Consider the following 26488-nt stretch of genomic DNA (forward strand, 5'->3'; position numbering starts at 1 on the left):
CGAGGCATACGGATGGAGTAACTGACACCGGGATGGATCCTGCCCATACAGATCGCTGTTCACCTTCACGTCTCCGCAGAGCAGCGCCCGGGCATCAAACTCCCCGACAGCATGGCGTATTTTGTGCAGCATCAACCAAGCGGTCTTGTAGGTGACCCGGATCACCTGGCTCAGCCGCAGCGCCGAGATGCCATCAGGGAGCAGGAACAACTCCAGCGCCTGGAACCATTTCAATATGGGCAGATGCGTTCGTTCAAAAATCGTGCCGGCCAAAGCCGACGTTTGATGCCCGCACCTTCCGCACTCGAACAAGGGGATACGCCGGGAGGTCAAACGGCTGCACCGGGTGTGAGCGCAGCACGGGCAGACAAAGCCGTTAGGCCACTTCATCGCAATCAACGCATCCATGCAGGCCTGCTCGCTGTGATAACGGCGACTGAAGGGTTGAAGATCCGTTCCCATATTGACCTCCATGTCCGCTCGCCCCCGAATCAATAATTCACGCACATATGTTCGCTTTGTTTCATTATACCAAACGCACGTTCCTATTTCAAGCCGAAAATCTCATCTGAACCGCCTCATTTTTTTCCTTATCTCTTTTTTTATCCCTAACCCTCAACCCCTGCCCCCCCTGAACGAAAGGGATAATCGTGCAAAGCAGTGTGCAGGGACATCAAGATGCAACCCAATAGACAGTCACCAAAGCCACCGAAGTCCGGCATCCTGGAATCATTAGGGCCAAACTCCATAAAAAAGGTAGGTATGATAACCCTCAAAGATTCAATCATCTTTGCAATTACTAGCAGAACGCCATTGGGCGTTTTTTGTCGTTATAGGGCATTTACCGGCAACCTAAGGGAATTCCCTGATGGGAAGGCGAAGCGATCGACTCCATAATGGAGACAGAAGAATGAATAACCTTGGATTCCCCGTCAAAGGCATTCATTTAGGGCTATGAAGGAGTGATCGCTTCCGATGAAAAAAAGATCAGGGCTTACCTTTTTCAAAAAGGCGGAATCTGTTTCGGGAAATTGGACGAAAGTAGAAGAAAAAAGCCGGGAATGGGAGAACATGTACCGCGGCCGCTGGTCGCACGACAAAGTGGTGCGGACGACGCACGGCGTGAACTGTACCGGCTCTTGCAGCTGGAAGGTATTTGTGAAGAACGGCATCATCACCTGGGAGAATCAGCAAATCGACTACCCGTCCTGCGGGCCGGACATGCCGGAATTCGAACCTCGCGGATGTCCGCGAGGCGCTTCGTTCTCCTGGTACGAATATAGCCCGCTTAGGGTGAAGTACCCGTACATGCGCGGCCGCTTGCTGCGGTTGTGGCGGGAGGCGCTCTCGCGGCACAACGATAATCCGGTGGAGGCTTGGGCAAGCATCGTCGAGAACCCGGAAGCCGCCCAATCCTATAAACAGGCCCGCGGCAAAGGCGGCCATGTGCGCGTCACATGGGAAGAAGCCACCCGGCTGATATCGGCGCAACTTATCTATACCATCAAAAAATACGGACCCGACCGGATTGCCGGCTTCACGCCGATTCCGGCCATGTCGATGATCAGCTACGCTTCGGGCGCACGGTTCATTTCTTTGCTGGGCGGCGAAATGCTCAGCTTCTATGACTGGTACGCCGATTTGCCGCCGGCATCGCCGCAAATTTGGGGCGAGCAGACGGACGTACCGGAATCGTCCGATTGGTACAATGCCGGGTACTTGATCATGTGGGGCTCCAATGTGCCGCTGACGCGGACGCCGGACGCCCACTTCATGACCGAGGTCCGGTATAAAGGAACCAAAGTCGTATCCGTGGCGCCGGACCATGCGGAGAGCGTCAAGTTCGCCGACAACTGGCTGGCCCCGCACCCGGGAACGGACGCGGCGGTAGCCCAGGCGATGACGCATGTGATCCTGGACGAGTTTTACGTGCAAAGACGGGAACCGATGTTTCTGAGCTATGCCAAGCAGTATACGGACATGCCGTTCCTGATTTTTCTGGATCCGCATGAAGGCAAGCTGAAAGCCGGACGGTTCTTGCGGGCCAGCGATTTGGGACAAACGACCGAGCATGCCGAGTGGAAGCCGGTCATTTTCGACGAGGCCGCGGACGAGCTGGTCGTGCCGAACGGAACGATGGGCCAGCGTTGGGAAAAGGACGTCAAGTGGAACCTGATCCTGGAGCGCGAAGACGGGACGAAGATCGAGCCGGCCTTGTCGGTCGAGAACCACGGGGCGGAGTGGATCGAAGTCGTGTTCCCTTACTTCGATTCGGCCGGCAACGGCACGTTCACCCGGTCGATTCCGGCCAAAACGATTAACTTGGCGGATGGTACCACCCGGCTTGCCGCGACCGTCTACGATTTGATGCTCAGCCAATATGGCGTGAAGCGTCCGGGCGCGTCGCATACGGCTGCGGGCTACGAGGATGCGGAATCCCATTATACCCCGGCCTGGCAGGAGCCCGTGACCGGCGTCAAAGCGTCGCTTGTCGTACAAATCGCCCGCGAATTCGCGCAAAACGCGATCGATACCGGCGGACGTTCGATGATCATCATGGGCGCGGGCATCAATCACTGGTTCAACAGCGACACGATTTACCGCTCCATTCTCAACCTGGTCGTGCTGACGGCATCCCAAGGCGTAAACGGCGGCGGCTGGGCGCATTACGTCGGCCAGGAGAAATGCCGGCCGATCGAAGGTTGGTCGACGATCGCTTTCGCCCGCGACTGGCAAGCGCCGCCGCGGCTACAAAACGCGACTTCGTTTTTCTATTTCGCTACGGATCAATGGAAATATGAAGAGATGAGCGCGGATTCGCTGAAATCGCCGACGGGCGGCGACATCCCTTACAGCCATCCCGCGGATTACAACGTGCTGGCGGCTCGTTTGGGCTGGTTGCCGTCGTACCCGCAGTTCAACAAAAGCAGCCTGGCGTTTGCCGCGGAAGCGGCGGCTAAAGGCCAAACCGAAAACGCCGAGATCATCCAGCACGCCTATGAACAAATCGTTTCCGGCGAAACGAAGTTTGCGGTGGAAGATCCGGATGCGCCGGAGAACTTCCCGCGTTCGCTATTCGTCTGGCGCTCCAACCTGATTTCCAGTTCGGCCAAGGGGCAGGAGTTCTTCATGAAGCACCTGCTCGGGACGCACAACGGGCTGCTGTCGACGCCAAACGACGAGGAAAAGCCGGAGGAAATCGTCTGGCGCGACGAAGTGGAAGGCAAGCTGGACCTGCTGGTCGCGCTCGACTTCCGCATGACCGCCACGCCGATGTACGCCGATATCGTGCTGCCGGCGGCAACGTGGTATGAGAAGATCGACATTTCATCCACCGATATGCACCCGTTCGTGCATCCGTTTAACCCGGCGATCGATCCGCTTTGGGAATCCCGTTCCGACTGGGATATCTACCGCACGTTGGCCGGGGTCCTGTCGGACATGGCCAAGGAGCATCTGCCCGGCGTTTACAAAGATTTGGTCTCTTCGCCGCTCGGCCATGATTCCATGAGCGAAATCGCCCAGCCGTACGGCGAGGTGAAGGACTGGAAGCGCGGAGAAACCAAACCGGTCCTCGGCAAAACGATGCCAAGCTTTACTGTCGTTGAACGCGACTATACGCAAATTTACGATAAATACGTGACGCTGGGGCCGAATCTCGAAACCGGCAAGGTCGGCGCGCACGGCGTTACGTTCTCCGTGAAGGAAGAATACGAGGATTTGAAGAAGATCAACGGTTCTTATTACGACGAGACGATCAAAAACGGCCGTCCGAAGCTGCGTACGGCGAGACATGCGGCCAATGCCGTGCTGCATTTGTCCTCGGCCACGAACGGCAAAGTGTCGCAGCGGGCCTGGGAATCGGCCGAGCAGGATACGGGCGTGGAGCTTAAGGACATTTCCGCCGACCGCGCCGCCGAGCGGATCACGTTCGCGAATATCACCGCGCAGCCGCGGGAGGTCATTCCGACGCCGGTATTCAGCGGTTCGAACAAATCGGGACGCCGCTACTCGCCGTTTACGACCAATATCGAACGGCTGGTGCCGTTCCGAACGCTCACCGGCCGCCAGCATTTTTACCTGGATCATGAGATCTTCCTGCAGTTCGGCGAAGCCTTGCCGGTATTCAAACCGACGTTGCCGCCGATGGTGTTCGGTCCCCGCGACAAGCAGGTCGAGGGCGGGAAAGACGCGCTGGTGCTGCGGTATTTGACGCCGCACGGCAAATGGAACATCCACAGCACGTACCAGGATAACCTGCACATGCTGACGTTGTTCCGCGGCGGTCCGACCGTCTGGATCAGCAACGAGGATGCGGAGCAGCATCAAATAGGCGATAACGATTGGCTGGAAGTCTACAACCGCAACGGCGTCGTCACGGCAAGAGCGGTGGTCAGCCATCGCATGCCGAAAGGCACGATGTTCATGTACCATGCCCAGGATAAGCACATCAACGTACCGGGCTCGGAAATTACCAAGGAGCGGGGCGGCAGCCACAATGCGCCGACGCGCATCCACCTGAAACCGACGCAGTTGGTCGGGGGATATGCGCAGCTCAGCTACGGCTTCAACTACTATGGACCGATCGGCAACCAGCGGGACGTGTACGTAGCCGTGCGCAAACTGAAGGAGGTCGATTGGCTTGAAGATTAAAGCGCAGATCGCCATGGTGTTGAACCTGGACAAATGCATCGGCTGCCATACGTGCAGCGTGACTTGCAAGAGCACCTGGACCAACCGCGAAGGCGCCGAATACATGTGGTTCAACAACGTGGAAACGAAACCGGGCATCGGGTATCCGAAGCGCTGGGAGGACCAGGAGCATTACAAAGGCGGCTGGACGCTGCGCAAAGGCAAGCTGGAGCTGAAATCCGGCAGCAAGCTGTCCAAAATCGCCCTCGGCAAAATTTTCTACAACCCGGATATGCCGGAAATGAAAGATTATTATGAGCCTTGGACTTACGACTACGAGAAGCTGACGAATTCCGGAGAGAAAAAGCATCAACCCGTGGCGCGCCCGAAATCGGCCGTCACCGGCGATAAAATGGACCTCGAGTGGGGGCCGAACTGGGAAGACGATTTGGCCGGCGGCCATATTACCGGACCAAAGGACCCCAACATCGAGAAAATCGAAGAGGAGATCAAATTCAACTTCGAGCAATCGTTCATGATGTATTTGCCGCGGCTCTGCGAGCACTGCCTGAATCCGAGCTGCGTGGCGTCCTGCCCGTCGGGTGCCATCTATAAGCGCGACGAGGACGGCATCGTCCTCGTCGACCAGGAAGCTTGCCGCGGCTGGCGTTACTGCATGACGGGCTGTCCGTACAAGAAAGTGTACTTCAACTGGAAGACGAACAAAGCGGAAAAATGCACCTTCTGCTTCCCGAGAATCGAAGCGGGACTCCCGACGGTATGCTCCGAAACGTGCACCGGGCGCATCCGCTACCTGGGCGTGCTGCTGTACGACGCGGACCGCGTGCAGGAAGCGGCATCGACACCGAACGAGCAGGATTTGTACGAGGCGCAGCTCGGTTTGTTCCTCGATCCGCATGATCCGAAAGTCATCGAGCAGGCCCGCAAAGACGGCCTCTCCCAGGAGTGGATCGAAGCGGCTCAGCAATCGCCGGTCTATAAATTGGCGATCGAATACAAGCTGGCGTTCCCGCTCCATCCGGAATACCGCACGCTGCCGATGGTGTGGTACGTACCGCCGCTCAGCCCGATCATGAGCCATTTCGAAGGCAAGGATTCGATCCGGAATCCCGACCTGATCTTCCCGGCGATCGAAGAGATGAGAACGCCGGTGCAATATTTGGCCAATTTGCTGACAGCCGGAGATACGGCGACCGTGAAGATCGCCTTGCAGCGCATGGCAATGATGCGTTCGTATCAGCGGGCGCAATTCTCGAAGCAGCCGTTCGACGAAAGCCGCTTGGAACGGGTGGGACTTACCGCCCGGCAAATCGAAGAGATGTACCGGCTGCTGGCGATCGCCAAATACGAAGACCGGTTCGTGATTCCGACCTCGCACAAGGAAGGTTATATGGATCCGTACCGCGCTCAGGGCTCGGAAGGGTTCGGCATGGACTGCGACGGCTGCGGGCCGCCGACGCCGGCGACGCCTTCGAATTTCGGCAAAAGCGGCCGAGAGCAATACGAACAAAACTTTTACGGGGGGATCTGGCGTGATTGATCTGGTGAAGCTGCACGAGAACAAAGAATATTTCGGCTTTTTTGCCGGACAGTTGACCTACCCGGACAAGGAGACGTTTGCGCAAATCCGCGAAGGCGGGGAGGAGGCCATGCCTCCGTCCATTCTGGAACCGGTCGCGACATACCGGGAACGGATGCTTCAGCTCAGCATGGACGAGATCGAGGAAGTTTATGTGGATACCTTTGATTTCGAGAAAGCGTCGACGCTGTACATGACGTTTGCCAAATACGAAGATTCGAAGGAACGCGGCCAAATGCTGACCACGCTCAAAACGATCTATGAAATGTTCGGCATGGAAATGACGGACCGGGAGCTGCCGGACTGTTTGCCGCTCATGTTGGAGTTCCTGTACGCGGCCGATTGGCTGGATCATCCGCGAGGCGAGGTCGGCATGCATACGGTCATTACGGTCCTGGAGGATGGAAGCTATCAACTGATGAAATCGCTCGAGAAAGCGGAAAGCCCCTATTATTACCTCATCAAGGCGCTTCGGGAGACGTTCAAGCTGTGCCTCCAGCAGGAGGTGAGCGCATATGAACATGATTGATCAATTTATTTGGGTGATCTTTCCTTACCTGTGCATGATGACTTTCGCGGTAGGGCATATTTTCCGCTACCGCTACGATCAGTTCAACTGGACGGCGAAATCCAGCGAATTCATCGAGAAAAAACAGCTGATGATCGGCAGCCTGCTGTTTCATATCGGCATTATTCCGGTCGTCATGGGGCATGTCGCCGGACTCGGGATCCCGAAATCGTGGATGAACGCCATCGGGGTGAACGATCATTTGTACCATATCGGCGCCATGTACGGCGGGGGATTCTTCGGCGTCGTCACGTTTGCCGGGATGCTGATCCTGACCGCGCGCCGTCTGTCGAAGAAGAATGTCCGCCGCCTCAGCTCGGCTTCGGACATGATCGTCAACGGGCTGTTGCTGTTCATCGTGTTTATGGGAATGTTCTCCACGCTGGTCACGAATAACGTGCAGCCGGAGTTCGATTATCGGGAGACGATTTCGGTCTGGTTCCGCAATCTGTTGATTTTCCGCCCGGACGCTTCCTATATGGCGGAGGTTCCTATGTCCTTCCAAATCCACATCCTGGCGGGATTCCTGATCTTCGCCCTATGGCCGTTTACCCGGCTGGTTCACGTCTGGAGCGTACCCTTGAATTATGCCCGTAGAAGCTATATCCTTTATAGGAAGCATCGCCAGCATAATGCTGGGCAATAAGGATTAGAAGTTAGGGAGCCGTGTATATGAATCCAACCTCCTGTCAGTATCAGGCCATCATAGATCAATTAAAAGTGCGTATGGGCTACGACTTCGTCTCGCTGGCTTTTGCCGAGTCGGCGGTGAACGATTTCGTCATCACTTGGAAGTATGCCTCGGGCAATTTGAACAATCGCTATAAACGCATCGTCCTTCAGTCCGGAAAGGGGATTGCCGGTATCGTCTTCAAAACCGGCAGTCCCATGCTCGTTTCCAGCGTGGCGGACGAGTTGAAGTCCCAGGATTTGTTCAACTATCCGATCCTGGTCTCGGAACGGCTGACCAGCGTGGCGGCGATCCCCCTGTATTTGGCGGACCGCGTCGAAGGCGTGCTGCTCGTCGGCTACCGCGCGGATCAACGAATGTCGGAAGAGGCGTTCCGGCAGCTCCATGAATCGCTTCAGGGCAAGTTTGGCGATTTCGACATAAAGGAGTTGACGCTCCAATGATTCGGCAGCCCTTGAATCTCCCGTTCGAACTGCTCGCGAAAATGTATGAGAACAGCTCGGATTCGATCGTGTTCTTCGATGCGCAACATCGGATCATGGCGATGAATCCGCAGGCGGAAAGCTTATTGGATCGCCGGGTGCTTGAAGAGGATAATGAACCAAACGGCAACTCGTTTTGTTTTTCGTGCCGGGGATATACGAGCGAAGAAGAGCCGATGTCTTGCCTGAATTGCTATCTTTCCGACACGGAAAAGGACTTCAGCTCGTTCCAGCTCTATCTGGAAACCAAGAGCAAAAAGGTGGTCCCGTTTTCGGCCAGCTTCCATATCGTGGATGCAGAGGCGGGAATCCGGGTGCTGATGCTGCGCGATTTGACGAATCAACTGATGACGCAGCAGACGCTAAACCATAATACGATCACGAAAAGCATCATTAAGGCCCAGGAAGACGAACGCAAGCGGATTTCCCGCGAGCTGCACGACAGCGTGGCGCAGGAACTGATCAGTTCGCTCGTCGATCTGCGGGTTTTGAAATATTTGAACGTGCAGGACGAAGCCCTGCAGAAAATCCAGCAAACGGAGGCCTCGCTGACGCGGCTGCTGGAGCAAATCCGCAACCTGTCGGTCGAGCTGCGGCCGGCTTCGCTGGACGATCTGGGGCTGGACGCCGCCTTCCGTTCGCATTTCAAATGGATCGAGAAAAATTACGGCGTGCTGGTTCATTTTAATGCGGAGCTGGAGGGCCGGCGCTTTAACAGCGAAATCGAAACGGTCGTTTACCGGGTCTGCCAGGAATCGGTGCTGAACGCTTTGAAATATGCCGACGTGGACGAGATCGAAGTCCGCTTGTTTGCCACCAAACAAACGCTGGAGCTGACCGTTACCGACCACGGGAATGGATTCAACGTCTATTCCCGCGACCCGAAAGGCACCGGGCTTGGCTTATATGGGATGAAGGAACGGACAGAGCTCGTCAACGGTGAGCTTGCGGTCACCTCCGAGCCGGGCAAAGGCACGAAGGTATGCCTGCTGATTCCGACTGGAGATACCCGGTAAGACGGGAAACTAAGGTTGATCGGAAGAGACAAATCGTGGTTAGGAGGGACGATAGCGGTGAAAGTGGTAATCGCCGATGACCATGCGGTCGTCAGAAGCGGGTTTGCGATGATCATTAATTTTCAGGAGGATATGGAGGTCGTGGCGACGGCCGCGGACGGCTTGGAAGCCTACACGATGGTGGCCAAACACCGGCCCGACATTTTGTTGATGGACCTCAGTATGCCTCCCGGGGAAAGCGGCCTTATTGCAACAGCGAAGATCAACGAGGATTTTCCCGAAACCAAGATCATCATTCTGACGATGCATGACGACGAGGAATATTTATTTCATGTGCTTAAGAATGGCGCGCGCGGGTATGTGCTGAAAAATTCGCCGGACGAACAACTCGTTTCGGCCATCCGCATGGTGCATCAGGGCGGCGTCTATATCCATCCCAAACTGGCCACGTCGCTCGTTCGCGAGTTCGTGAACCAAAATCAGCAGGTGGACGAATCGAATCCGTACCAACTGCTGTCGACCCGTGAAATCGAAATTTTGCCGCTCGTCGCCAAAGGGTACGGGAATAAGGAGATCGCGGAAATGCTGCATATTTCCGTCAAAACCGTCGAAGCCCATAAAGCCAAAATGATGGAAAAGCTGAACTTAAAAACGAGACCGGAGCTGGTGGAATACGCGCTTAAGAAAAAGCTCCTGGACTTTTAACGGAGGTCGACTTCATGGAACAAGGAACGTTGTTATTTGAATCGCCCGCCACGCGCATTCTGGAAAATGAGCACCGCTATTTGACGCATCTGATGAACGAGTGGCACGCGATCGTGTTGGGGCTCCAGAACGATCGATACCCCTTGGAACAAGCCAGGGGACAATTGGTTCGCTTGCGCGAGCTGCTGACCCAATTCAAGGCACCATTGCGCAAACATTTTTCAAAGGAAGAGACATATTTTTTCAAAAGGTTGGGGCATCATATAGGATATGAGCAAGGCCCGATCGTAGCGATCGAGAACGAACACGAAGAGATCTTCGCTTACATCGATCACTTTTTGCACTATTCCGAAGGCGAATTTTCGCTGGAGCAGATGAGAGCTTTATCGCGGGATGCCGGCGAAGCGTTTGAAATTTTGACCGTCCATTTCGTCAAGGAAGAGACGGTGTTATTTCCGATGGTCATGCAAGTCATGAAGCCGTCGGAACGAGAGCAGTTGAATAAAGAGCTTTATACCCTGATTGTTGAATAGTTTCCCCGTTCAATGAGAAGCCCATAAACATCGTTAGGTGCTTATGGGCTTTTTCGTGTCCAAACGATGCGGTTAGGGAATTTCCGGGGCGATTCGGGGGAACTCCCTATTAAGGAGTCCGTTACGCTTAAGCTAAAATACGATTGGGGAATCTAATCGAGATTCATTCAGTAACTTGGAAAAGGTGATCGATTTGATAAGAAAAGTTCAATTGCCGCTACAAACGTTAAATCTGATTGTCGGCTTTGCGGTATGGGTGATCATCTCATCCCTGCTGTCCTTTATGGGGGACGACATCCAAATCCCGCCCGACAAAGTAGCCATCATTACGGCGATTCCCGTCGTACTGGGCTCCGTCCTGCGGATTCCGATCGGCTACTATGCCAACATTTACGGAGCGCGGATCGTCTTCCTGATCAGCTTCGTGCTTCTGCTGTTTCCGGTGTATTACATCAGCGAAGCGAACTCCTATATGGATCTGATCATCGGCGGGTTGTTCCTTGGGATCGGCGGGGCCGTGTTTTCCGTCGGCGTCACCTCGCTGCCCAAGTATTATCCGAAAGAACGCCACGGCTTGGTCAACGGCATTTACGGCCTGGGCAACCTCGGGACCGCGGTAACTTCCTTTTCGGCGCCGCTCGTGGCGACGCAAATCGGCTGGTCGATGACCGTCAAGCTGTATCTGATTATCTTGCTGGTGTTCGCAGGGCTAAATCTCTTCCTGGGGGACCGCAAGGAACCGAAAGTAAGAACTTCGCTCGTCGAACAGATCAAGGGCGTATACAAAAACGAAAAGCTGTGGTTGTTTTCGCTATTGTATTTCATAACGTTCGGTTCGTTCGTCGCGTTCACGGTGTATTTGCCGAATTTCCTGGTCACGAATTTTGATCTCGGCAAAGTGGATGCCGGCATGCGGACGGCGGGATTTATCGCTTTGGCCACCTTTATGCGTCCGGTGGGCGGATGGCTGGCGGACCGGTTTAACTCGCTGTATCTATTGATCGGCATTTTCTCGGCCTTTACGGTTGCCGCCATCATTCTGGCGTTCTCGCCGACGTTCACGTTGTACACGATCGGCTGCCTGGTCATCGCGACAGTCGCGGGTTGCGGGAACGGGGTAATCTTCAAACTCGTGCCGCAGTATTTCAACAAGCAGGCCGGGATCGTCAACGGGATCGTCTCGATGATGGGCGGGTTGGGCGGTTTCTTCCCGCCGCTGCTCTTGTCTTACATCCATTCGGTGACGGGGCAGTATTCGATCGGATTCATGCTGCTGTCGCAAGTGGCTTTGGCCAGCTTGATCCTCGTGCTTTGGATGGTGTACCACAACAAGCTGAGCTTGTCTTCGGAAGTGTTCAACAATACGGGACAAGGCATTCTCGTGACCGATCCGAAGGGGACGATCGTGGCGGTGAATCCGGCATTCACTTCGCTCACCGGATTTGCTGCCGAAGAAGCGGTGGGGCAAAAGCCGAACATCCTTCGCGCAAACCGGCAGTCCCCCGATTTTTACAAGGAGATGTGGAAGAGCATCAAGGAAACCGGCATGTGGCAGGGAGAGATCTGGAACAAACGCAAAAACGGCGAGGTTTATCTGCAAGTCCTAAATATCAGCGCCGTCAAGGATGAGACCGGGGAAGACATCCGGTATGTCGGGACGTTCGCGGAGCTCCCGGATACGAATGGCAAAAATCAATAATGCAGGCAACCTAAGGTTATTTCAGGGAGGGGAAACGGATGGCGGTTGGTCCATCGTTACGGCAGCGGCATGCCCATCAAGCAATCCATAGCGGCGGCTTGGCGGGTGCCCGGGACAAAACGGAAGAGGTCGAGCAGTACTATGCCGGCGGGCAGCTTGAGCAGGCGAATGCGGCAACCGACGAATTGCTGGATTATTGGGAGACGCGCATCTTGAGCCATGCCGACGCCGAAGAAGACGGTTTCTATCAGGAAGTGGCGGAACGGGATCCGGCGTTGCGGGAAACGGTCCTGCAATTGAAGCGGGATCACGACCTGATGCGAATCATCGTCAAAGATATTCACGATCTGCGGGAAACGACGGGAGTCACGGAGGAGATCCGGCGTAAGCTCCATGCGTTGCTCGTCGTCAATGAAATCCACAGCCGGGATGAGGAACGGTTGCTCTTTGAGTAATCCCCAAAAAGCGAGTAAACAGTACCAATCTGTTTGCTCGCTTTTTGCTTTTTTGTCGACTTTAGCTGGGCTTTAAATGACGTAGAAGTATTCCTTCGCTTGTTTATGCTGTATGCCGAATTCGAACGTGTCCTGACGGAGTCCGCGCCGCATCGTCTCCAGCGAAAGGATATCCTGGGGCTGAATGTTCCCCAAATGCACGCCCGGGCCGAATTTTCTCAGCAGCAGCACTTGCTGTTGTTTGAGCGGCGCTTCCCACATCAGTCTTTGTCTGTCCGGCACGAACTTGAGGATATTGTCGAGAATATCCAGGCGGCACTCGCCGTGCTCATCGAAAATGCCGACTCCCATTCCGGACTCCCGGGCTTCTACGGTCATCAGCTCGGCGCCGGCTTCGAGATCGGATTCCTGGGTTTCCGCCAGATGGGTGGCATCGATCAGGGAACCGGACAGTTTCTTGCCGAATTCGGTAACGACGCGCAGGCCGCGTTTCTTGCCTTCGGCGATCAGTTCCGTCCGCTGTTTGCGGGGGAGGTCGATCGTGCCGTCGGAGACTTCGATGCCGTTGAAGCCGAGGCGGCAGACCGTGTCGAAAAACGCGGGAACCACGTCCTGCTGAACCGCCGTTTCCAGCAAGGTCCCCCCCGGCATAACCATGATGCCGTGCCGTTTGGCCAGGCCGATTTTGTACATCAGCAGCTCCGTCGTGTACAGCGGGGCGGTGCCGAAACCAAACTTCACGCAGTTCACGTAATTAGCCGCAAGTTCTACGAAATCCGTAAACGCGCTTCGACCAAGCCCTTTATCGATGACCATCGTAAGCCCGGGGCCGGTTACCGGCAATTCGGGCAAACGCTCCTCCGTTTCGGAAGCTTGGCGTCGTCCGCTCGGGTCAAACAACTCGGAAGGCCATACAGCACGTAACGTACTTTTCATCTGGGATCTCCTCATTTCCTTAAGACTTATCGTTTTCATCCAATGACATAGGCATCATATGCGGATTTATCCCGACAGGTGCCCATGAGATTAACAAATATTGGAGAAAATTAGTCGATTTGACGAGGAGGTTTGATCATGAAAAACACAAGTACCAGCGTAGCCAAAGACAAAGCGGATACGGTGATGAACACGACGCGGTCGGATCTGTCCATCATCCAGCCGAACAGGGGCGGCCCGAAGGCCACGCCCAAGAACCGCAGGCTGTTGTAGAGGGAGGTGATCATTCCGCGTTCGCTTTTTTGCACCGCTCCCGTGATGATCGTGTTCAAACAGGGCAGAAGCAGGCCGGTACCGACACTACTGATCGTGAGCAGGCCGATGAAGACATAAATGTTCTTGAAAAAGAAGATCGTGGCCGCCAGCGCTACCGTCATCAGGACCAGCCCGATGTTCATGAGCCAGCGCATGAGCAGCCCCTTCTTCTTGATCAGGCTGCCGGTGGTATACGAGGTAATAACCATGCCGAGCAAGGGGATCGCCAGGATCGCGCCTTTCAGCACGCCTTCGATGTTGTAGGGCTTTTCCTCCAACGTATTGGACAAATAAAACAGCACGCCGAACAAAATGAACAGCCCAAGGGAACCGGCGAAAAACGAGGTGATCAGCCAGCTGCCTTTTTTGCGGAAAATTTGCCCGATGTTATGGACGTATTCCTTCAAGCGCTGCTTCTGCTCGTGTTTGGGCTCCTTGATCAGAAACAACACGGCAAGCAGCGATAAGGCGCAAAACACGGGAAAGGCGAAAAAGGAGGCATACCAAACGATCAACACCAGCAGGGAGCCGATGATCGGACTGAGCACTTTGCCGACCCCGTTGGAAGCTTCGATCAGGCCAAGCGCCTGACTTTCCGTCCCGCCTTTGTACAAGTCCCCCACGAGCGCCATGGCTATCGGAGCCGTACCTGCCGCGGCCATGCCCTGGATGGCTCTCGCCGATATAATGACCGCATAGGAGTCCCAGATGGCTCCGAAGCCGGCCAGGACCCCGGCGCCGCCATAAACGATGAGCGCGGGGACGATGATCTTTTTGCGTCCGAACTGGTCGGACAAGTAGCCGATGACGGGAATGAAAATCCCGGCGGCCAAAGAAAATATCGAGATGATCAAGCTGCTTTGGAATTTGCTGATGCCTAGCTGCCGTTGCATTTCGGGGAGCACGGGCACCAGCATGGAGTTGCCGAACACCAGCACGATCGGGATCGTCGCAATGGCGATAAATTCCTTGATTCGGCCCTTGGAGCCGCTTTCCGTTTTGTCATTCTGCTTCGCATAAGCCGTTCCGGCGTCTTCGCCCGGTTCGGCTTCGGGCAGGGAAATATCGCTTTGGAAGCTGATGTTCAGCCTCTTTCGCGCTTTGGTTTTGTTCATCGGTTTAGCTCCTCCGAATGATGGATTACGGATCGAGTGCATCGAGATCTAGTTCATTATTTGTTATTTGGAAGGGGGGTATGCATCGGGTTTGCACCGTGGACCGTCCTTGGGGCATAAGCTGATAACGTCCAGACAGGAAGGTAGGGGAAACATGATCCAAATCGTACAGGGACACAATCACAGGCTGCCGGATGCGGAGATCAACGTAGTGATCGACGTGATACGTGCTTTTACGGTAGCGCATTACGCATTTATTCATGGGGTGAAAGGCATGTATTTGGTTAAAACGACCGATGAGGCCTTCCGGCTGAAAGCAAACGATCCCGAAATCCTGCTCGCCGGGGAAATCCAAGGATTGGCGATTCCGGGGTTTGACCTGGACAATTCACCGGCGAGGTTACGGGAAGCGAATCTGAGCGGCAGGACATTGATTCAAAAAACGACCAACGGCGTCGAGGCTACGCTGAATTCACTCAATGCCGAGCATATTTACGTGACGGGATTTTCGAATGCGAGAACGACCTCGGCATGGCTTCGTACGCTGTGGAAGGAAAATCTTGCGGACATGACGATGCATTTGATCGCCTCGCATCCGACGGGTGATGAAGATCTGGCTTGCGCGGAATTTATGGCCGGGGTGTTGCTCGGGGAAGTTGAACCCACGGCGCAGCAAACGATTCGGCGGATTCGCGGCTCGGAGGCTGCGGCGAAGTTCTTCGACCCGGAGCAGCCGGCTTTTTCGCCTGAGGATATCGAGCTGTGCGCCTTGGAGTTGGACGCCGGGTTCGTGATGAAGGTGAATCGCGAGAACGAGATTCCAATGATCGAACCGGTGGAGGTAAAATAAGGGGGAATCGCGGACGCGAATCCCCCTTTGCAAGCGCTACTCCGGTTTTTTCACTTGGAGAGGTGGGGGTATCAGCCAGCCCTTTTCTTTGCTCATGCGTAAAATTTTCAGCGCAAGCGCGGTTTTGGTCACGTGGTACTTGGCATATAGCGCGCCGATATCCTCCCGGATCGATAAGCCCATGGCGGCGCTGCAAGCAGCTAATGAGGCGGCGGTGTCCATGGCGATTTTCACGGCGATTTCCGGATCGGCGAATCTGGCCCCCGGCGGGATATCCTCCAGCTTCGCCTCCGGTCTTTCCGGAAGCATAGGGAAAGGAGTAATCCCGTTGTCGGTCAGCAGTTTATCCAGTTCCTTGATCTCCAGCTTCGCCTGATCCATCAGCTCTTTCAACATGTCCTTCAAATCTTTGTCTCCCGCATGGTACGAAAACAGCTGATAGCAGGACAAAATCAACTTGGCCCCCATCGAGCTTTCCCAAGCGGCAAATATTTCGCCGTAATGCATCGGCTCGTTCTTCGGATTACCGTCCAAAACGCCCATTGATCGATCTCCTTCACTTTCAAATTTTAAGGTTGCCCGTGCGTAGTATGTCTCGCGACGCCCGGTTCATGCAGCGAATTTGCCTTGAAGCGCAAAACAAGGTGTAAGATGAGGATATTAAATTTTTTTCGGCAAGAGGCACATTTTGCGGGAGTTAATTGTTATACAGAATAGAAAACGGCAAGGGGGTGTGCAAAACGGGACGGGAGGAAGAAAAGAACGACCAACCGATCGAAGCGGTAATCGTTCGCGTACAGCAAGGGGAAAGGGAGTTGGATCGAGAAGTAGTCAGCTACCATTACCTGAATTAGTATAACGAGGAGTAGGATGCTTACTATACGTTAACCACATACGGCGGTCATGAGCTTTCAAAGGAGGAACTGCTCAAACTGGCGGGGCAATTGATTCGAAGCGGTTTGTACGCCGCCCGAAGGAACCCGATATCATGGGAATCCGTCAATGCCGTCATCGCAAACAAGCAGGTCGCGAAACGCGCTCTGCTTGTGCATGAATATTACTCCATAGGTTTAGCGGTGCAACGTGTACACATTCGCCTTACTCAAGCGGCGGACCGTTTCGACTTCCTCAGCGGTCAGCTCCGGAACTTCGGCAGCCGCGAGGTTCTGCAACAGCTGCTCGCGCGAGCTGGCCCCCGGAATGGCGGCGGCGACCGCCGGGTGGGCCAGGGAATAACGGATGGCCAACTGCGTGAGGGAACGCTCCGGCGTTTCAAGCTCCTGCAGCCGGCGGCGCAGTTCGAGCAATTCGGCCAGTTCGTAGTCGAGTACGCCTTTGTCCGTTCGGCGGTTAGCCGCAAGCGCCCCGCTGGCCAAAGGCCCGCGCGCAATGACGCCGATGCGTTGCTCCTGCAGCAGGGGGAACACGGTCTCTTCGCCGCGGCGATCCACGATGCTGTAGGGATTCATCACGCTGACGAGGGCTGAACGGGAGACGTATTCGCGAATGACGTTCGGACGAATCGAGGAGATGCCGTATTCGCGGATTACGCCTTCATGTTTGAGCTGCTCGAACGCTTCGATCGTTTCGTCGATCGGGTCCTCGATCGTCCCCCCATGCAGCTGATACAAATCGATATAGTCCGTGTCCAACCGGCGCAAGCTATCTTTGACGGCGGAGAGGATATGGGCTTTGGAAGCGTCCCAGCTCCAACCTTCCCGGCCGGGAATCCGCCGATTGCCAACTTTGGTCGCCAAAACGACGCGATCCCGACGTCCCCGGATCGCCTTGCCGACGATTTCCTCATTCCGTCCGCCATCGTATAAATCGGCGGTATCGAGTAAATTAACGCCTCGTTCCAGCGCCTCATGAACGATGGCAATCGCGTTGCTCTCCTCCGTCCCGAGCGACATGCAGCCCAGGCCGATTTCGCCGACGATGAGCTCGGAGGAGCCTAACCGGTTCATTTTCATCTCGTTCATCTCCTTTAATTTAAGGCTTCATTAAAAATCGGTGCTTGACGGTTAGTCAGGGGAATGAGTAACCGCTAGCCTTTTCGCGCTAACGGACTGAGACGACGCTACTCTAGATTTCCCGGCCTATTTCCATGGCTAACGGACCGAAAAGACCCTATTTGATCGAAAATAGGCTTAGATGCTCTATTTCCCCTGGAATAAGGTCTCTGGAGTCCGTTAAAAGTTGGAAGTCTGCCGATTTTACCCAAATAAGGTCTCTGGTGTCCGTTACGGCTCAAAAAGCGGCTCAAAAAAGGAGGAATTCACCGAAATCATGGCATTCCGCGGCATCCATGCATTCGTGCATCCGTGCATCCATGGACAGCCCTCCGATGCCTCGGTTTTTCGTAACTTTAATGCAGCGCGGGTTTCGGCAGGGCTTTTGTCAAGCACTGATTTTGGTTTCGAGCCTAATTGAATTGTGACTATTTCAAATTATAAGGGAAACGCAAAGAACATCTCAATCTCCGGTTTAAATCATCGGCGTTCGGAGGTGGAAGCGGAATGCTATATACTTGACTATATAGTCAAGTATTGTTATGATATCCCTATGAGCAGACCAAGAGAATTTGATGTCGATCAAGTGTTGAACCAGTCGATGGAAGTGTTTTGGACTAAAGGGTATAAAGCCACTTCCTTTGAAGACCTGACGGAGAAGACCCGCGTCAAAAAACAAAGCCTTTACGGGGTGTTTGAGGATAAACGCACATTGTTTCTCAGAGCACTCGCCCTGTACCGTGAGCAAAATCGCGAAACCTTGCAAGAGCTGATTTCCCGCGACGGTAGCCCGATTGAGATCCTAGTCGCGATCAAGACGACTTCGCTTTGTTCGGCCACGGAGGAGACCCATAGAGGTTGCCTGATGGTGAACAGCGCGCTGGAGTTCGGCGTCAGCGATGAGGACGTAAACCGGGAGATCGAGCGAATGTTCAACGATGTACAGCTTGTCCTGGAGGAGGTTATCAGCAAAGGGCAGGCAGCCGGCCAAATCACGATGCGCTTCACTAGCCGGGAGCTGGCCGCCCATTTAGCGAACGCCTTGCGAGGTGCCAGAATTCTGGAGAAAACAGGAGCCCCGGCCGAATATATAAAGATGGTACTGGACACCGCGTTTGGGTTGATCCAAAGCTAATTTTTTTTACTCTTTTTTTGACTACATAGTCAATAATGAATGAGCGGTTATAGGCTATGCAACCCGGCCGCCGCGATCGGAGAAGTCGACCCGGAGCGGTTGACTTCTCGCTGGTTCGCCGATATTATAGACATTACAAGTCTGAGTAAGGAGAAACAAGCATGAAATTTTCAAAAGCGACGAATTACGCGCTGCATACGATGCTGTCGTTGGTAATCGACCCGTCGATGAAGCCGGTGGGCGTCCAAGTATTGGCCGAGGCTCAAGACGTCTCGCCTACGTATCTTTCTAAAATATTAACCAAGCTGGTCAAAGCGGGCATGCTCGAATCGGTGTCGGGGGCGAATGGGGGATACCGTCTGACGCGGAAGAAAGACGAGATCACGTTTCTGGACATTATCCATGCCATCGAAGGCACGGCATCCTTATTCGAATGCCATTTCGACCATGGGGAAGAATGCTTGATCCAACAGGTGATGGTCGAGGCCGAGACAAAGATGGAGCTGCATCTCAAACAAACCAAGCTTATCGATTTGGCGGCGAAGATGAAAGCGCACGTCTAAATTTTTAGGCAGAAAAGAGGCGCGTCCCGCATGCCTGCAACAATCGCAAAAGGGCACGCGCCATCCTCCCCAAGGCCGCCGATCGATGTTCACATATACAGGCTGGCCAGCAAAATCCCCAGACTTTCTTCGTATATTTCGTCAAACTGCGAGAGCGGCAGCGGGTTAACGCCGCTCCCCAGCTCGACCGTAAAGCCCGGCCGCCGCCAATCCTGGATAAACCAGTCTTTGTATCCGGCGTAACTCTCGATATTGCGTATCGGCTCATAGCCACTGACCCTGGCAAACTCGTTCACGATCGTCTCGGCGTACGGCGGTTCCTTATTTTCAAACCCCCAATAGATGACTTCGCCTTGCGTGTGGAAGGCCAGCACGTGGGCAAAATTGCTCTGCCGCGTCAACTCGGCCATCGCGATCGCCTCCGGTTCGGTGAGCGGGGCGGTGCCCGGATAATCCCTCGGCCCCCGCTCCGTAGGATTGCGCGCGACCTCGCGTTCCCACAAGGCAGGGAATTGGTCGTTCAAATCGACGCCGTTGATATTCGCTTTCCAGTCCTGAAAATCGGTGTTCCCGTTATTGTAAGACAACACGTTGCTGCGGAAAGGCTCCTGCGCCGGAAGCCCGTGTATCGACAGGTCGACGCCGTCGGGGTTGACCATGGGCACCATGGACATGCTAACCCCCTCGTAATACGGCCACATGGCCAGGCCCCGAATGGTACCGCTGTTGGTGACGGCGAGCAAATACTGGTTCAGGAACTTGATCAGGACCGGCGTGGTGATCCACTCGTTGGCATGGAAAGCCCCGTTGACGTGCACCTGCTTGGTGCCTTTCCCGATGCGCAATTCGGGGATCGGCTTGCCCATGACCGTGTTGCCGATGTTGCGATAGGCGATAAACGGGTAAACGTCCGCCAGCCGATCAAGGTCCGCCCTTAACGCCGCATAGTCGTATGATTTGCGGATCTCGACCACGAACCAGGTGACCCGCAGCGGAAGCTGCAGCTGCTCCCCGACGGTTAGGCGATTGGGATTCACCGCTTGATTCAGCAGCAGCAGCGCATCCATCGGATAACCCCGCTCCCGGGACAGCTTCCAAATGGAGTCGCTGGCCTTGATGCGGTATTCGCTGACCAAAAAGCCGGGAATGTGAATTTCCTGGCCGACGTTCAGATTTGCCTCGTTCAAGCCCGGATTGGAATCGACGATCAGTTGCAACGGCAGGTTAAACAGCTGGCTGTAATACCATAACGTATCTCCGGACCGCACACGTATCCGCATAACATATCCCTCCTGCACGATTCTGCCTTATAACAGCCTATGTAGTAGGAAGCGCGATCCATGCCATCTTCCATCATTTCAAATTTGCAATATTCAAAAAAACGCTTCGTCCAGCCTGCTGATCGGCCGCGGCTTGGCTGCCCTTGAACGCGCCCGCGGGCTCGGTCGGCGGCTTGTCCCGGAGATCAGGCGCAACTTTCACTTCACAACATCCGATCTTTAAGGTAAAATTTAGAAGATTGATTGTTAACCCAGAATTTTAATTCAGGTTAACAATCAATCTTCTTTTGCTGTAGAGCCAATAGATCAATAGAAAGCTGGGATGATGGATGAACCAACGCATGACGGAAGGAAAGAGCTGGGACGCCTTTGCCGAAAAAGCCCTAAGCGGGGCGGCGTTAACTTTGGAGGAGGGGCTGGCCGTTTTGCATGCCGACGACGATCAATTGCTGCCGCTGATGGAGGCGGCGTTTCGGGTCAGACGGCATTACTATGGAAAAAAAGTCAAGCTGAACATGATCATCAACGCCAAAAGCGGGCTATGCCCCGAAGATTGCGGCTACTGCTCGCAATCCTTGGTCTCGACGGCTTCGATCCCTAAATATCCGCTGCTGGACAAGGAGACGTTGCTGGCCGGGGCTCGCGAAGCGCTGCAGCGTAAGGCGGGAACGTATTGCATCGTGGCTTCCGGCAAAGGGCCGACCGACAAGGAGCTGGAGCAGGTAACGGAAGCGGTCGCCGAAATCCGCGCGACGATGCCGCTGAAAATTTGCGCCTGCCTCGGCATTTTGCGGGAGGAGCAGGCGCAGAAGCTGAGCGAAGCCGGGGTTCACCGCTATAACCACAATTTGAACACGAGCCGGGCGAACTACCCGTCGATCACGACGACCCATACGTACGACCAACGCGTGGCGACGGTCGAAACCGCAAAAGCCCACGGGATGTCTCCGTGCTCCGGCGTTATCATCGGCATGGGCGAATCGGATGAGGAAATCGTGGAGATGGCTTTGGCGCTGCGCGAGCTGGATGCCGATTCGGTTCCGGTCAATTTCCTGAACGCCATTCCCGGCACGCCGCTCGAACGGGCGGGACGGATACCGGCGCTCAAGGCGCTTAGAGTGTTGGCTTTGTTCCGTTTCATCTGCCCGTCGAAGGAAATCCGCGTGGCCGGCGGCCGCGAAGTCAGCCTCCGCACGCTGCAGCCGCTGTCCTTATATGCGGCGAACTCGATCTTCGTCGGCGACTACATGACGACGGAAGGGCAAGACGTATCCCTGGATCACCGGATGATCGAGGATCTGGGCTTCGAGATCGAGCTGACGGCCATTTAACGGGAGGATAGCGCTGCGCCTCGTTTTCCATTAAACTGGATTAGGTAAAGAATCCAAAAAACGTGGTGATTCGCTTGTTTAACATTATGCTGATTGAAGACGACCGGACTCTTTTTCAAGAAATCAAGGAACGGCTGCTGCAGTGGTCGTATGGCGTGCACGGGGTGCAGGATTTCGGGAACGTGCTGCAGGAATTCACGGAAACAAGGCCGGATCTGGTCATTATTGATATTCAGCTGCCGAAGTTCGACGGGTTTCATTGGTGCCGGATGATCCGGGCCCATTCCAACGTACCGATCATTTTTCTCTCCTCGCGCGACCACCCCACCGACATGGTCATGTCCATGCAGCTGGGGGCGGACGATTTTATCCAGAAGCCGTTTCATTTCGACGTGCTGATCGCGAAAATCCAGGCGACGTTGCGCCGCGTCTATAACTACAACACGGAGCGGGTGGAGCTGCGAACATGGCGCGGGGCTACCGTCGAATACGTGCGAAATACGATTGCGAACAGGCAGGGGACGATCGAGCTGACCAAAAACGAAATGCTGATCCTCAAGCTGCTGGTGGAGCGGAAAAACCAGATCGTCAGCCGGGAGGAACTGATTCGCAGCCTGTGGGACAATGAGCATTTCGTCAGCGACAACGCCTTGACGGTGAATGTCAACCGGCTGCGCAAAAAGCTCGAGGAAATCGGCCTGGGCGCTTATGTCGAAACCAAAGTGGGCCAAGGGTATATGGCGACGGAAGAGGCGGTCCCCTTATGATCTCCAAATATTTGCGGGAACGGCTGAGTTGGATCGCGCTATTCATCGCCTGGCAAGCGATGCTGTTGTTCGTCGCCGCCATCGACGGCTCAATCCCGTTCCCGCCGATGCTCTATATCGTTTTCTTGTCGTTGTTGGTTTTTGCGGCCTTTCTCTTTATCCGGTATCCGAAGGAAACGCGGTTTTACCAGAGTTTGTCCGCCTGGGATGATACCTACGACCTGAATTCGATTGCCGCGCCCGAAAGCCCGTTCGAGGCGCTGACCATGGATCGGTTTAGCGAACAGACGGACAAGCACCGCAAGGAAGCTACGCTGCTGGCGGCACAGCTGGAGGAGGAGAAGGACGAGCTGATGTCCTGGATCCACGAAGTGAAGACGCCGCTTACCGCCATGCAGCTCATGATCGACCGTCTGGGCGACGAGCCGCTCAAGTCGCAGCTCAGGTACGAGTGGCTGCGCGTCCATCTGCTGCTGGACCAGCAGTTGCACCGGAAGCGGATGCTGTTTATCGAAAACGACCGGTATATCGAGCAGGCGGCGCTCGAGCCGCTGGTGTTCAAGGAGATCAAGGAGCTCCAAGCCTGGTGCATGCAAAAAGGCATCGGCTTCGACGTTACGCTGACCGCCAAGGAAGTGTTGACGGATGCGAAATGGCTTGGCTTTATTCTGCGCCAGCTGCTGAGTAACGCGGTCAAATACAGCGAAGCGTCCGATATCGTCATCGAGAGCGGCATTTCTCCGAACGGACAGGCTTGGCTGCGCGTCTGCGACTTCGGACGAGGCATCGATCCGAAGGACCTGCCGCGTATCTTCGATAAGGGGTTCACGTCGATGGCCCGGCACGGGGATCAAGCGGCGACGGGGATGGGGCTTTATTTGGCCAAAAAGGCCGCGGACGCTTTGTCCATCCGAATCGAGGTCGACTCCAGGCCGGGGGAAGGCGCAACCTTTACGTTGATTTTTCCCCAAAGCAACGCCTTCGTTCGTACCCTGGGCATGTGACAACATTGTCACATGCCCGGCCTGCTTTGTTCGGCGAATCGCGGGAAACGGCGAAGCGGTTCCGTTAAGATAAAGGCAGGACAAAGGAGTGATGAACCCATGGCGATTCTCGAAGTGAGCAAAATCCATAAGAGCTATGGAAACAAATTTAACCGGCAGGAGGTGCTGAAGGGCATCGACCTGCACGTCGAAAAAGGCGAATTCGTCAGCATCATGGGGGCCTCGGGCTCCGGCAAAACGACGCTGCTGAACGTGTTATCCTCCATCGACAAGGTCAGCCTCGGCAGCATCAAAATAGAAGGCAAGGAATTTACGGGGCTGAAGGAAAAAGAACTGGCCGAATTCCGCAAGCATCATTTGGGGTTTATTTTTCAGGAATATAACTTGCTGGATACGTTGACCGTCAAGGAAAACGTGCTGCTGCCGTTATCGATCAAAAAGGTGTCCCGGAAAGATGCGGACCACAAATTTCAGCAGATTGCCACCGAATTGGGCATTTACGAGATCAAGGACAAATACCCGAACGAAATCTCCGGAGGACAAAAGCAACGGACGTCGGCCGCTCGAGCGTTCATTCATGACCCGAGCATCATATTCGCCGATGAACCGACGGGAGCGCTCGATTCGAAATCGGCTTCCGATTTGCTGGGCAAGCTCAGCGAGCTGAACCGCAAAATCGCGGCTACGATCATCATGGTCACCCACGATCCGGTGGCGGCGAGCTACACCAGCCGGGTCGTCTTCATCAAAGATGGGCAGATCTATTCGCAGCTGAATAAAGGCGAGGAATCCCGGCAGTCCTTTTTTAACGACATCATCAAGGCTCAAGGCGTATTGGGCGGTGTGCAGGGATGAATCTAACCCATCTGATTTACCGAAACTTGAAGAAAAACCTGAAAAACTACTATCTGTACGTGTTTGCCTTAATCTTCAGCGTTGCGCTCTATTTCGCTTTCGTCACCTTGCAGTACGACCCGGCGCTGGACGAAATGAAGGGCTCCGTGAAGGGCGCCGCCGGATTGGCTGCGGCTTCGGTGCTGCTCGTCGCGATCGTGGCCATCTTTTTGCTCTATGCCAACACCATCTTCATCAAGCGTCGCAGCAAGGAAATCGGGCTGTTTCAATTAATCGGGTTAACGAAGGGGAAGATCTTTCGCATCCTCAGCAGCGAGAACCTGATCCTATACTTCGGCTCGATGCTGATCGGCATGTTCATCGGGTTTTCCTGCTCCCGGCTGCTGCTGATGATATTGTTCCGAATCATCGGCGTGGACGCCCAGGCTTCGCTGCGCTTCTCGCCGCAGGCGCTGCTGCAAACCGTGATCGTGTTCGCGGCGATCTATTTGCTGATCATGCTGATGAACTATACCTTCATTAAACGGCAGAGCGTTTTGTCGCTGTTCCGGGTCGTGTCCACGACGGAAAATACGTACCGCAAAATGCCTTTATCCGAAATCGTCATCGGCGTACTGGGCATCGGCCTGATCCTGTACGGATACCGGGTGTCGGCCAATTTATTCAGCGGCGATGTTAGCGAGATGAGCAAGCTGTTTATGGCGATGATCCTGATTTTGGGGTCGGTCATCATCGGTACGTATCTATTTTACAAGGGGTCGGTCAGTTTTGTATTTAACCTGGTGCGCAAAGCGAAGGGCGGTTACTTGTCGTTGAACGAGGTGCTGTCGCTATCCTCGATCATGTTTCGGATGAAGTCGAACGCCTTGCTTCTGACGATCATTACGACCGTATCGGCGCTGGCGATCGGCCTGTTGTCGCTCAGCTACATTTCCTACTATTCGACGGAGAAAACGGCAGAGCAGACCGTTCCCAATCATTTTGCCCTGTTGGCCCCCACGGACGTGTCCGATTTCGAGCAGGCCCTTGGGAAGGCCGGGATCGAGGTTCGAGAAACCAAGCGCCATGTGCTGATGGCCGACGCCGACGTTTCGCAAATCTTCGGCTCCTCCACGGAAGAGCAAAAGAGCGGGATCATGACGCTTGCGGTCGTCGACGAATCAGAGGTCGAAGGTACGGACATCGGTTCGGAAGAAGCCCTGCTCGCCGGCTCGAGCAATGCCATGGAGCAGTTCATGGGCATGCGTCCGAAAGGGGAGATCACGCTGAAGGGCTGGTCGGAAACCATGACCGTGACGGTGACCGATACGAAAAAGGACGCGATCGTGTCCAGCCATTTCTCGACCGGGATGCCTGCGGTGATCGTCGATCACGCCATGTTCGAGCGATTGGCAAAAGACGTGAATCCGGATCTTCAACGCCAATCTCCGGTTTATTACGGGATCGATGTGGTTGACCCCGGCTTGCTGGATCAAGCCGACCGGATTTTTCAAGACATGGGCTTGGAAGAACGTATGGGCGCGATGTCCCAGCCTGAACGGATCGCGAGCCAGAAGGGCAACATGGGGCTGATCATGTTTATCGTTGGGTTTCTGGGGTTAACCTTCCTGATCACGTCGGGCTGCATCTTGTATTTCAAACAAATGGGCGAAGGGGAAGAGGAGAAGCCGAGCTATACGATTTTGCGGAAGCTGGGTTTTACGCCGGGCAACCTGCTGCGCGGCATCCAGTTCAAACAGGTGTTCAATTTCGGCATTCCGCTGGCCGTCGGCTTGTCGCACAGCTACTTTGCCGTCCAATCCGGCTGGTTTTTGTTCGGAACGGAGCTATGGACGCCGATGATTCTCGTCATGCTGCTGTATACGGCGCTGTATTCGATCTTCGGTCTGCTGTCGGTGTTGTTTTATAAGCGGGTAATAAAGGAGTCGTTGTAGCACGGTGGTC

24 protein-coding genes are annotated in these 26488 nt (G+C 54.8%); 18 read left to right on the plus strand and 6 right to left on the minus strand.

Going from position 1 to position 26488, the window contains the following annotated elements:
* A partial coding sequence (locus ACQ4N8_RS07805) for a transposase (RefSeq protein WP_430703780.1) occupies positions 1-474 on the minus strand: 474 nt, incomplete at its 3' end.
* A 501-nt stretch (positions 475-975) separates the two neighbouring features.
* Here ACQ4N8_RS07805 and ACQ4N8_RS07810 point away from each other — a divergent pair.
* The 10 genes from ACQ4N8_RS07810 (at position 976) to ACQ4N8_RS07855 (ending at position 12381) form a co-directional block, all read left to right on the plus strand.
* Positions 976-4653, plus strand: a complete 3678-nt coding sequence (locus tag ACQ4N8_RS07810; protein ID WP_430703781.1) for a nitrate reductase subunit alpha — start codon at positions 976-978, stop codon at positions 4651-4653.
* On the plus strand, positions 4643-6193 hold the full coding sequence (narH, locus tag ACQ4N8_RS07815; protein ID WP_430703782.1) for a nitrate reductase subunit beta: 1551 nt from the start codon (positions 4643-4645) through the stop codon (positions 6191-6193). The genes ACQ4N8_RS07810 and narH overlap by 11 nt, the downstream gene beginning before the upstream one ends.
* Positions 6186-6761, plus strand: a complete 576-nt coding sequence (narJ, locus tag ACQ4N8_RS07820; RefSeq protein ID WP_430703783.1) for a nitrate reductase molybdenum cofactor assembly chaperone — start codon at positions 6186-6188, stop codon at positions 6759-6761. The genes narH and narJ overlap by 8 nt, the downstream gene beginning before the upstream one ends.
* Positions 6748-7446 (plus strand): respiratory nitrate reductase subunit gamma, encoded by a 699-nt coding sequence (narI, locus tag ACQ4N8_RS07825; RefSeq protein ID WP_430703784.1) that lies wholly within the window; start codon positions 6748-6750, stop codon positions 7444-7446. Before narJ ends, narI begins: the two co-directional genes overlap by 14 nt.
* 26 nt (positions 7447-7472) lie before the next feature.
* Complete coding sequence (locus ACQ4N8_RS07830; RefSeq protein ID WP_430703785.1) at positions 7473-7934, plus strand: GAF domain-containing protein; 462 nt, start codon at positions 7473-7475, stop codon at positions 7932-7934.
* Positions 7931-8989, plus strand: a complete 1059-nt coding sequence (locus tag ACQ4N8_RS07835) for an ATP-binding protein (RefSeq protein WP_430703786.1) — start codon at positions 7931-7933, stop codon at positions 8987-8989. The genes ACQ4N8_RS07830 and ACQ4N8_RS07835 overlap by 4 nt, the downstream gene beginning before the upstream one ends.
* A 57-nt stretch (positions 8990-9046) precedes the next feature.
* Positions 9047-9694, plus strand: coding sequence for a response regulator (locus ACQ4N8_RS07840; protein WP_430703787.1), 648 nt, complete (start codon positions 9047-9049; stop codon positions 9692-9694).
* Positions 9695-9708: 14 nt separating this feature from the next.
* A complete protein-coding gene (locus ACQ4N8_RS07845) occupies positions 9709-10227 on the plus strand; it encodes a hemerythrin domain-containing protein (protein WP_430703788.1) in 519 nt (172 codons plus the stop codon).
* A gap of 193 nt (positions 10228-10420) precedes the next feature.
* Complete coding sequence (locus ACQ4N8_RS07850; RefSeq protein ID WP_430703789.1) at positions 10421-11926, plus strand: nitrate/nitrite transporter; 1506 nt, start codon at positions 10421-10423, stop codon at positions 11924-11926.
* A gap of 38 nt (positions 11927-11964) precedes the next feature.
* Positions 11965-12381: a hemerythrin domain-containing protein gene (locus ACQ4N8_RS07855; protein WP_430703790.1), complete on the plus strand. Its 417-nt coding sequence runs from the start codon at positions 11965-11967 to the stop codon at positions 12379-12381.
* 72 nt (positions 12382-12453) lie between these two features.
* Here ACQ4N8_RS07855 and ACQ4N8_RS07860 read toward each other — a convergent pair whose 3' ends face one another.
* Both ACQ4N8_RS07860 and ACQ4N8_RS07865 read right to left on the minus strand, forming a co-directional pair.
* A complete protein-coding gene (locus tag ACQ4N8_RS07860) occupies positions 12454-13317 on the minus strand; it encodes a phosphosulfolactate synthase (protein ID WP_430703791.1) in 864 nt (287 codons plus the stop codon).
* 110 nt (positions 13318-13427) lie between these two features.
* Entirely contained in the window at positions 13428-14747 is a 1320-nt protein-coding gene (locus tag ACQ4N8_RS07865) for an MFS transporter (RefSeq protein ID WP_430703792.1), read from the minus strand.
* A gap of 154 nt (positions 14748-14901) precedes the next feature.
* Between ACQ4N8_RS07865 and ACQ4N8_RS07870 the strand changes: the two genes are divergently transcribed.
* A complete protein-coding gene (locus ACQ4N8_RS07870) occupies positions 14902-15597 on the plus strand; it encodes a 2-phosphosulfolactate phosphatase (protein WP_430703793.1) in 696 nt (231 codons plus the stop codon).
* A gap of 36 nt (positions 15598-15633) precedes the next feature.
* Here the strand turns inward: ACQ4N8_RS07870 and ACQ4N8_RS07875 are convergent, their stop codons facing one another.
* Positions 15634-16140, minus strand: a complete 507-nt coding sequence (locus tag ACQ4N8_RS07875; protein WP_430703794.1) for a DUF3231 family protein — start codon at positions 16138-16140, stop codon at positions 15634-15636.
* 527 nt (positions 16141-16667) lie between these two features.
* The gene (locus tag ACQ4N8_RS07880) at positions 16668-17570 is read right to left on the minus strand and encodes an aldo/keto reductase (RefSeq protein WP_430703795.1); all 903 of its coding nucleotides are present in this window, start codon (positions 17568-17570) and stop codon (positions 16668-16670) included.
* Positions 17571-18162: 592 nt separating this feature from the next.
* Here ACQ4N8_RS07880 and ACQ4N8_RS07885 point away from each other — a divergent pair.
* Positions 18163-18744, plus strand: coding sequence for a TetR/AcrR family transcriptional regulator (locus ACQ4N8_RS07885; RefSeq protein ID WP_430703796.1), 582 nt, complete (start codon positions 18163-18165; stop codon positions 18742-18744).
* Between the two features lie 161 nt (positions 18745-18905).
* Positions 18906-19307, plus strand: a complete 402-nt coding sequence (locus ACQ4N8_RS07890) for an RrF2 family transcriptional regulator (RefSeq protein ID WP_430703797.1) — start codon at positions 18906-18908, stop codon at positions 19305-19307.
* Positions 19308-19396: 89 nt separating this feature from the next.
* Here the strand turns inward: ACQ4N8_RS07890 and ACQ4N8_RS07895 are convergent, their stop codons facing one another.
* A complete protein-coding gene (locus ACQ4N8_RS07895) occupies positions 19397-20587 on the minus strand; it encodes a M14 family zinc carboxypeptidase (RefSeq protein ID WP_430703798.1) in 1191 nt (396 codons plus the stop codon).
* A 341-nt stretch (positions 20588-20928) separates the two neighbouring features.
* Here ACQ4N8_RS07895 and bioB point away from each other — a divergent pair, with 341 nt between their 5' ends.
* The 5 genes from bioB (at position 20929) to ACQ4N8_RS07920 (ending at position 26478) form a co-directional block, all read left to right on the plus strand.
* Positions 20929-21918, plus strand: coding sequence for a biotin synthase BioB (bioB, locus tag ACQ4N8_RS07900; RefSeq protein ID WP_430703799.1), 990 nt, complete (start codon positions 20929-20931; stop codon positions 21916-21918).
* Between the two features lie 74 nt (positions 21919-21992).
* A complete protein-coding gene (locus ACQ4N8_RS07905) occupies positions 21993-22685 on the plus strand; it encodes a response regulator transcription factor (RefSeq protein ID WP_430703800.1) in 693 nt (230 codons plus the stop codon).
* Positions 22682-23689 (plus strand): sensor histidine kinase, encoded by a 1008-nt coding sequence (locus tag ACQ4N8_RS07910; RefSeq protein ID WP_430703801.1) that lies wholly within the window; start codon positions 22682-22684, stop codon positions 23687-23689. Before ACQ4N8_RS07905 ends, ACQ4N8_RS07910 begins: the two co-directional genes overlap by 4 nt.
* Positions 23690-23788: 99 nt before the next feature.
* Complete coding sequence (locus ACQ4N8_RS07915; RefSeq protein WP_430703802.1) at positions 23789-24544, plus strand: ABC transporter ATP-binding protein; 756 nt, start codon at positions 23789-23791, stop codon at positions 24542-24544.
* Positions 24541-26478, plus strand: coding sequence for an FtsX-like permease family protein (locus tag ACQ4N8_RS07920; RefSeq protein ID WP_430703803.1), 1938 nt, complete (start codon positions 24541-24543; stop codon positions 26476-26478). The genes ACQ4N8_RS07915 and ACQ4N8_RS07920 overlap by 4 nt, the downstream gene beginning before the upstream one ends.
* Positions 26479-26488: the final 10 nt, after the last annotated feature.

It is taken from the genome of Paenibacillus macerans, assembly GCF_050565405.1.
Taxonomy (GTDB): Bacteria; Bacillota; Bacilli; order Paenibacillales; family Paenibacillaceae; genus Fontibacillus; species Fontibacillus macerans_B.

Coding starts and splice junctions, on each gene's coding strand:
- ACQ4N8_RS07865 (WP_430703792.1), bottom strand. CDS start 14,747: ATGAACAAAACCAAAGCGCGAAAGAGGCTGAACATCAGCTTCCAAAGC.
- ACQ4N8_RS07915 (WP_430703802.1), top strand. CDS start 23,789: ATGGCGATTCTCGAAGTGAGCAAAATCCATAAGAGCTATGGAAACAAA.
- ACQ4N8_RS07860 (WP_430703791.1), bottom strand. CDS start 13,317: ATGAAAAGTACGTTACGTGCTGTATGGCCTTCCGAGTTGTTTGACCCG.
- ACQ4N8_RS07810 (WP_430703781.1), top strand. CDS start 976: ATGAAAAAAAGATCAGGGCTTACCTTTTTCAAAAAGGCGGAATCTGTT.
- ACQ4N8_RS07870 (WP_430703793.1), top strand. CDS start 14,902: ATGATCCAAATCGTACAGGGACACAATCACAGGCTGCCGGATGCGGAG.
- ACQ4N8_RS07845 (WP_430703788.1), top strand. CDS start 9,709: ATGGAACAAGGAACGTTGTTATTTGAATCGCCCGCCACGCGCATTCTG.
- ACQ4N8_RS07880 (WP_430703795.1), bottom strand. CDS start 17,570: ATGAAAATGAACCGGTTAGGCTCCTCCGAGCTCATCGTCGGCGAAATC.
- narI (WP_430703784.1), top strand. CDS start 6,748: ATGAACATGATTGATCAATTTATTTGGGTGATCTTTCCTTACCTGTGC.
- ACQ4N8_RS07855 (WP_430703790.1), top strand. CDS start 11,965: ATGGCGGTTGGTCCATCGTTACGGCAGCGGCATGCCCATCAAGCAATC.
- ACQ4N8_RS07835 (WP_430703786.1), top strand. CDS start 7,931: ATGATTCGGCAGCCCTTGAATCTCCCGTTCGAACTGCTCGCGAAAATG.
- ACQ4N8_RS07885 (WP_430703796.1), top strand. CDS start 18,163: ATGAGCAGACCAAGAGAATTTGATGTCGATCAAGTGTTGAACCAGTCG.
- ACQ4N8_RS07875 (WP_430703794.1), bottom strand. CDS start 16,140: ATGGGCGTTTTGGACGGTAATCCGAAGAACGAGCCGATGCATTACGGC.
- bioB (WP_430703799.1), top strand. CDS start 20,929: ATGACGGAAGGAAAGAGCTGGGACGCCTTTGCCGAAAAAGCCCTAAGC.
- ACQ4N8_RS07890 (WP_430703797.1), top strand. CDS start 18,906: ATGAAATTTTCAAAAGCGACGAATTACGCGCTGCATACGATGCTGTCG.
- ACQ4N8_RS07910 (WP_430703801.1), top strand. CDS start 22,682: ATGATCTCCAAATATTTGCGGGAACGGCTGAGTTGGATCGCGCTATTC.
- ACQ4N8_RS07895 (WP_430703798.1), bottom strand. CDS start 20,587: ATGCGGATACGTGTGCGGTCCGGAGATACGTTATGGTATTACAGCCAG.
- ACQ4N8_RS07830 (WP_430703785.1), top strand. CDS start 7,473: ATGAATCCAACCTCCTGTCAGTATCAGGCCATCATAGATCAATTAAAA.
- ACQ4N8_RS07920 (WP_430703803.1), top strand. CDS start 24,541: ATGAATCTAACCCATCTGATTTACCGAAACTTGAAGAAAAACCTGAAA.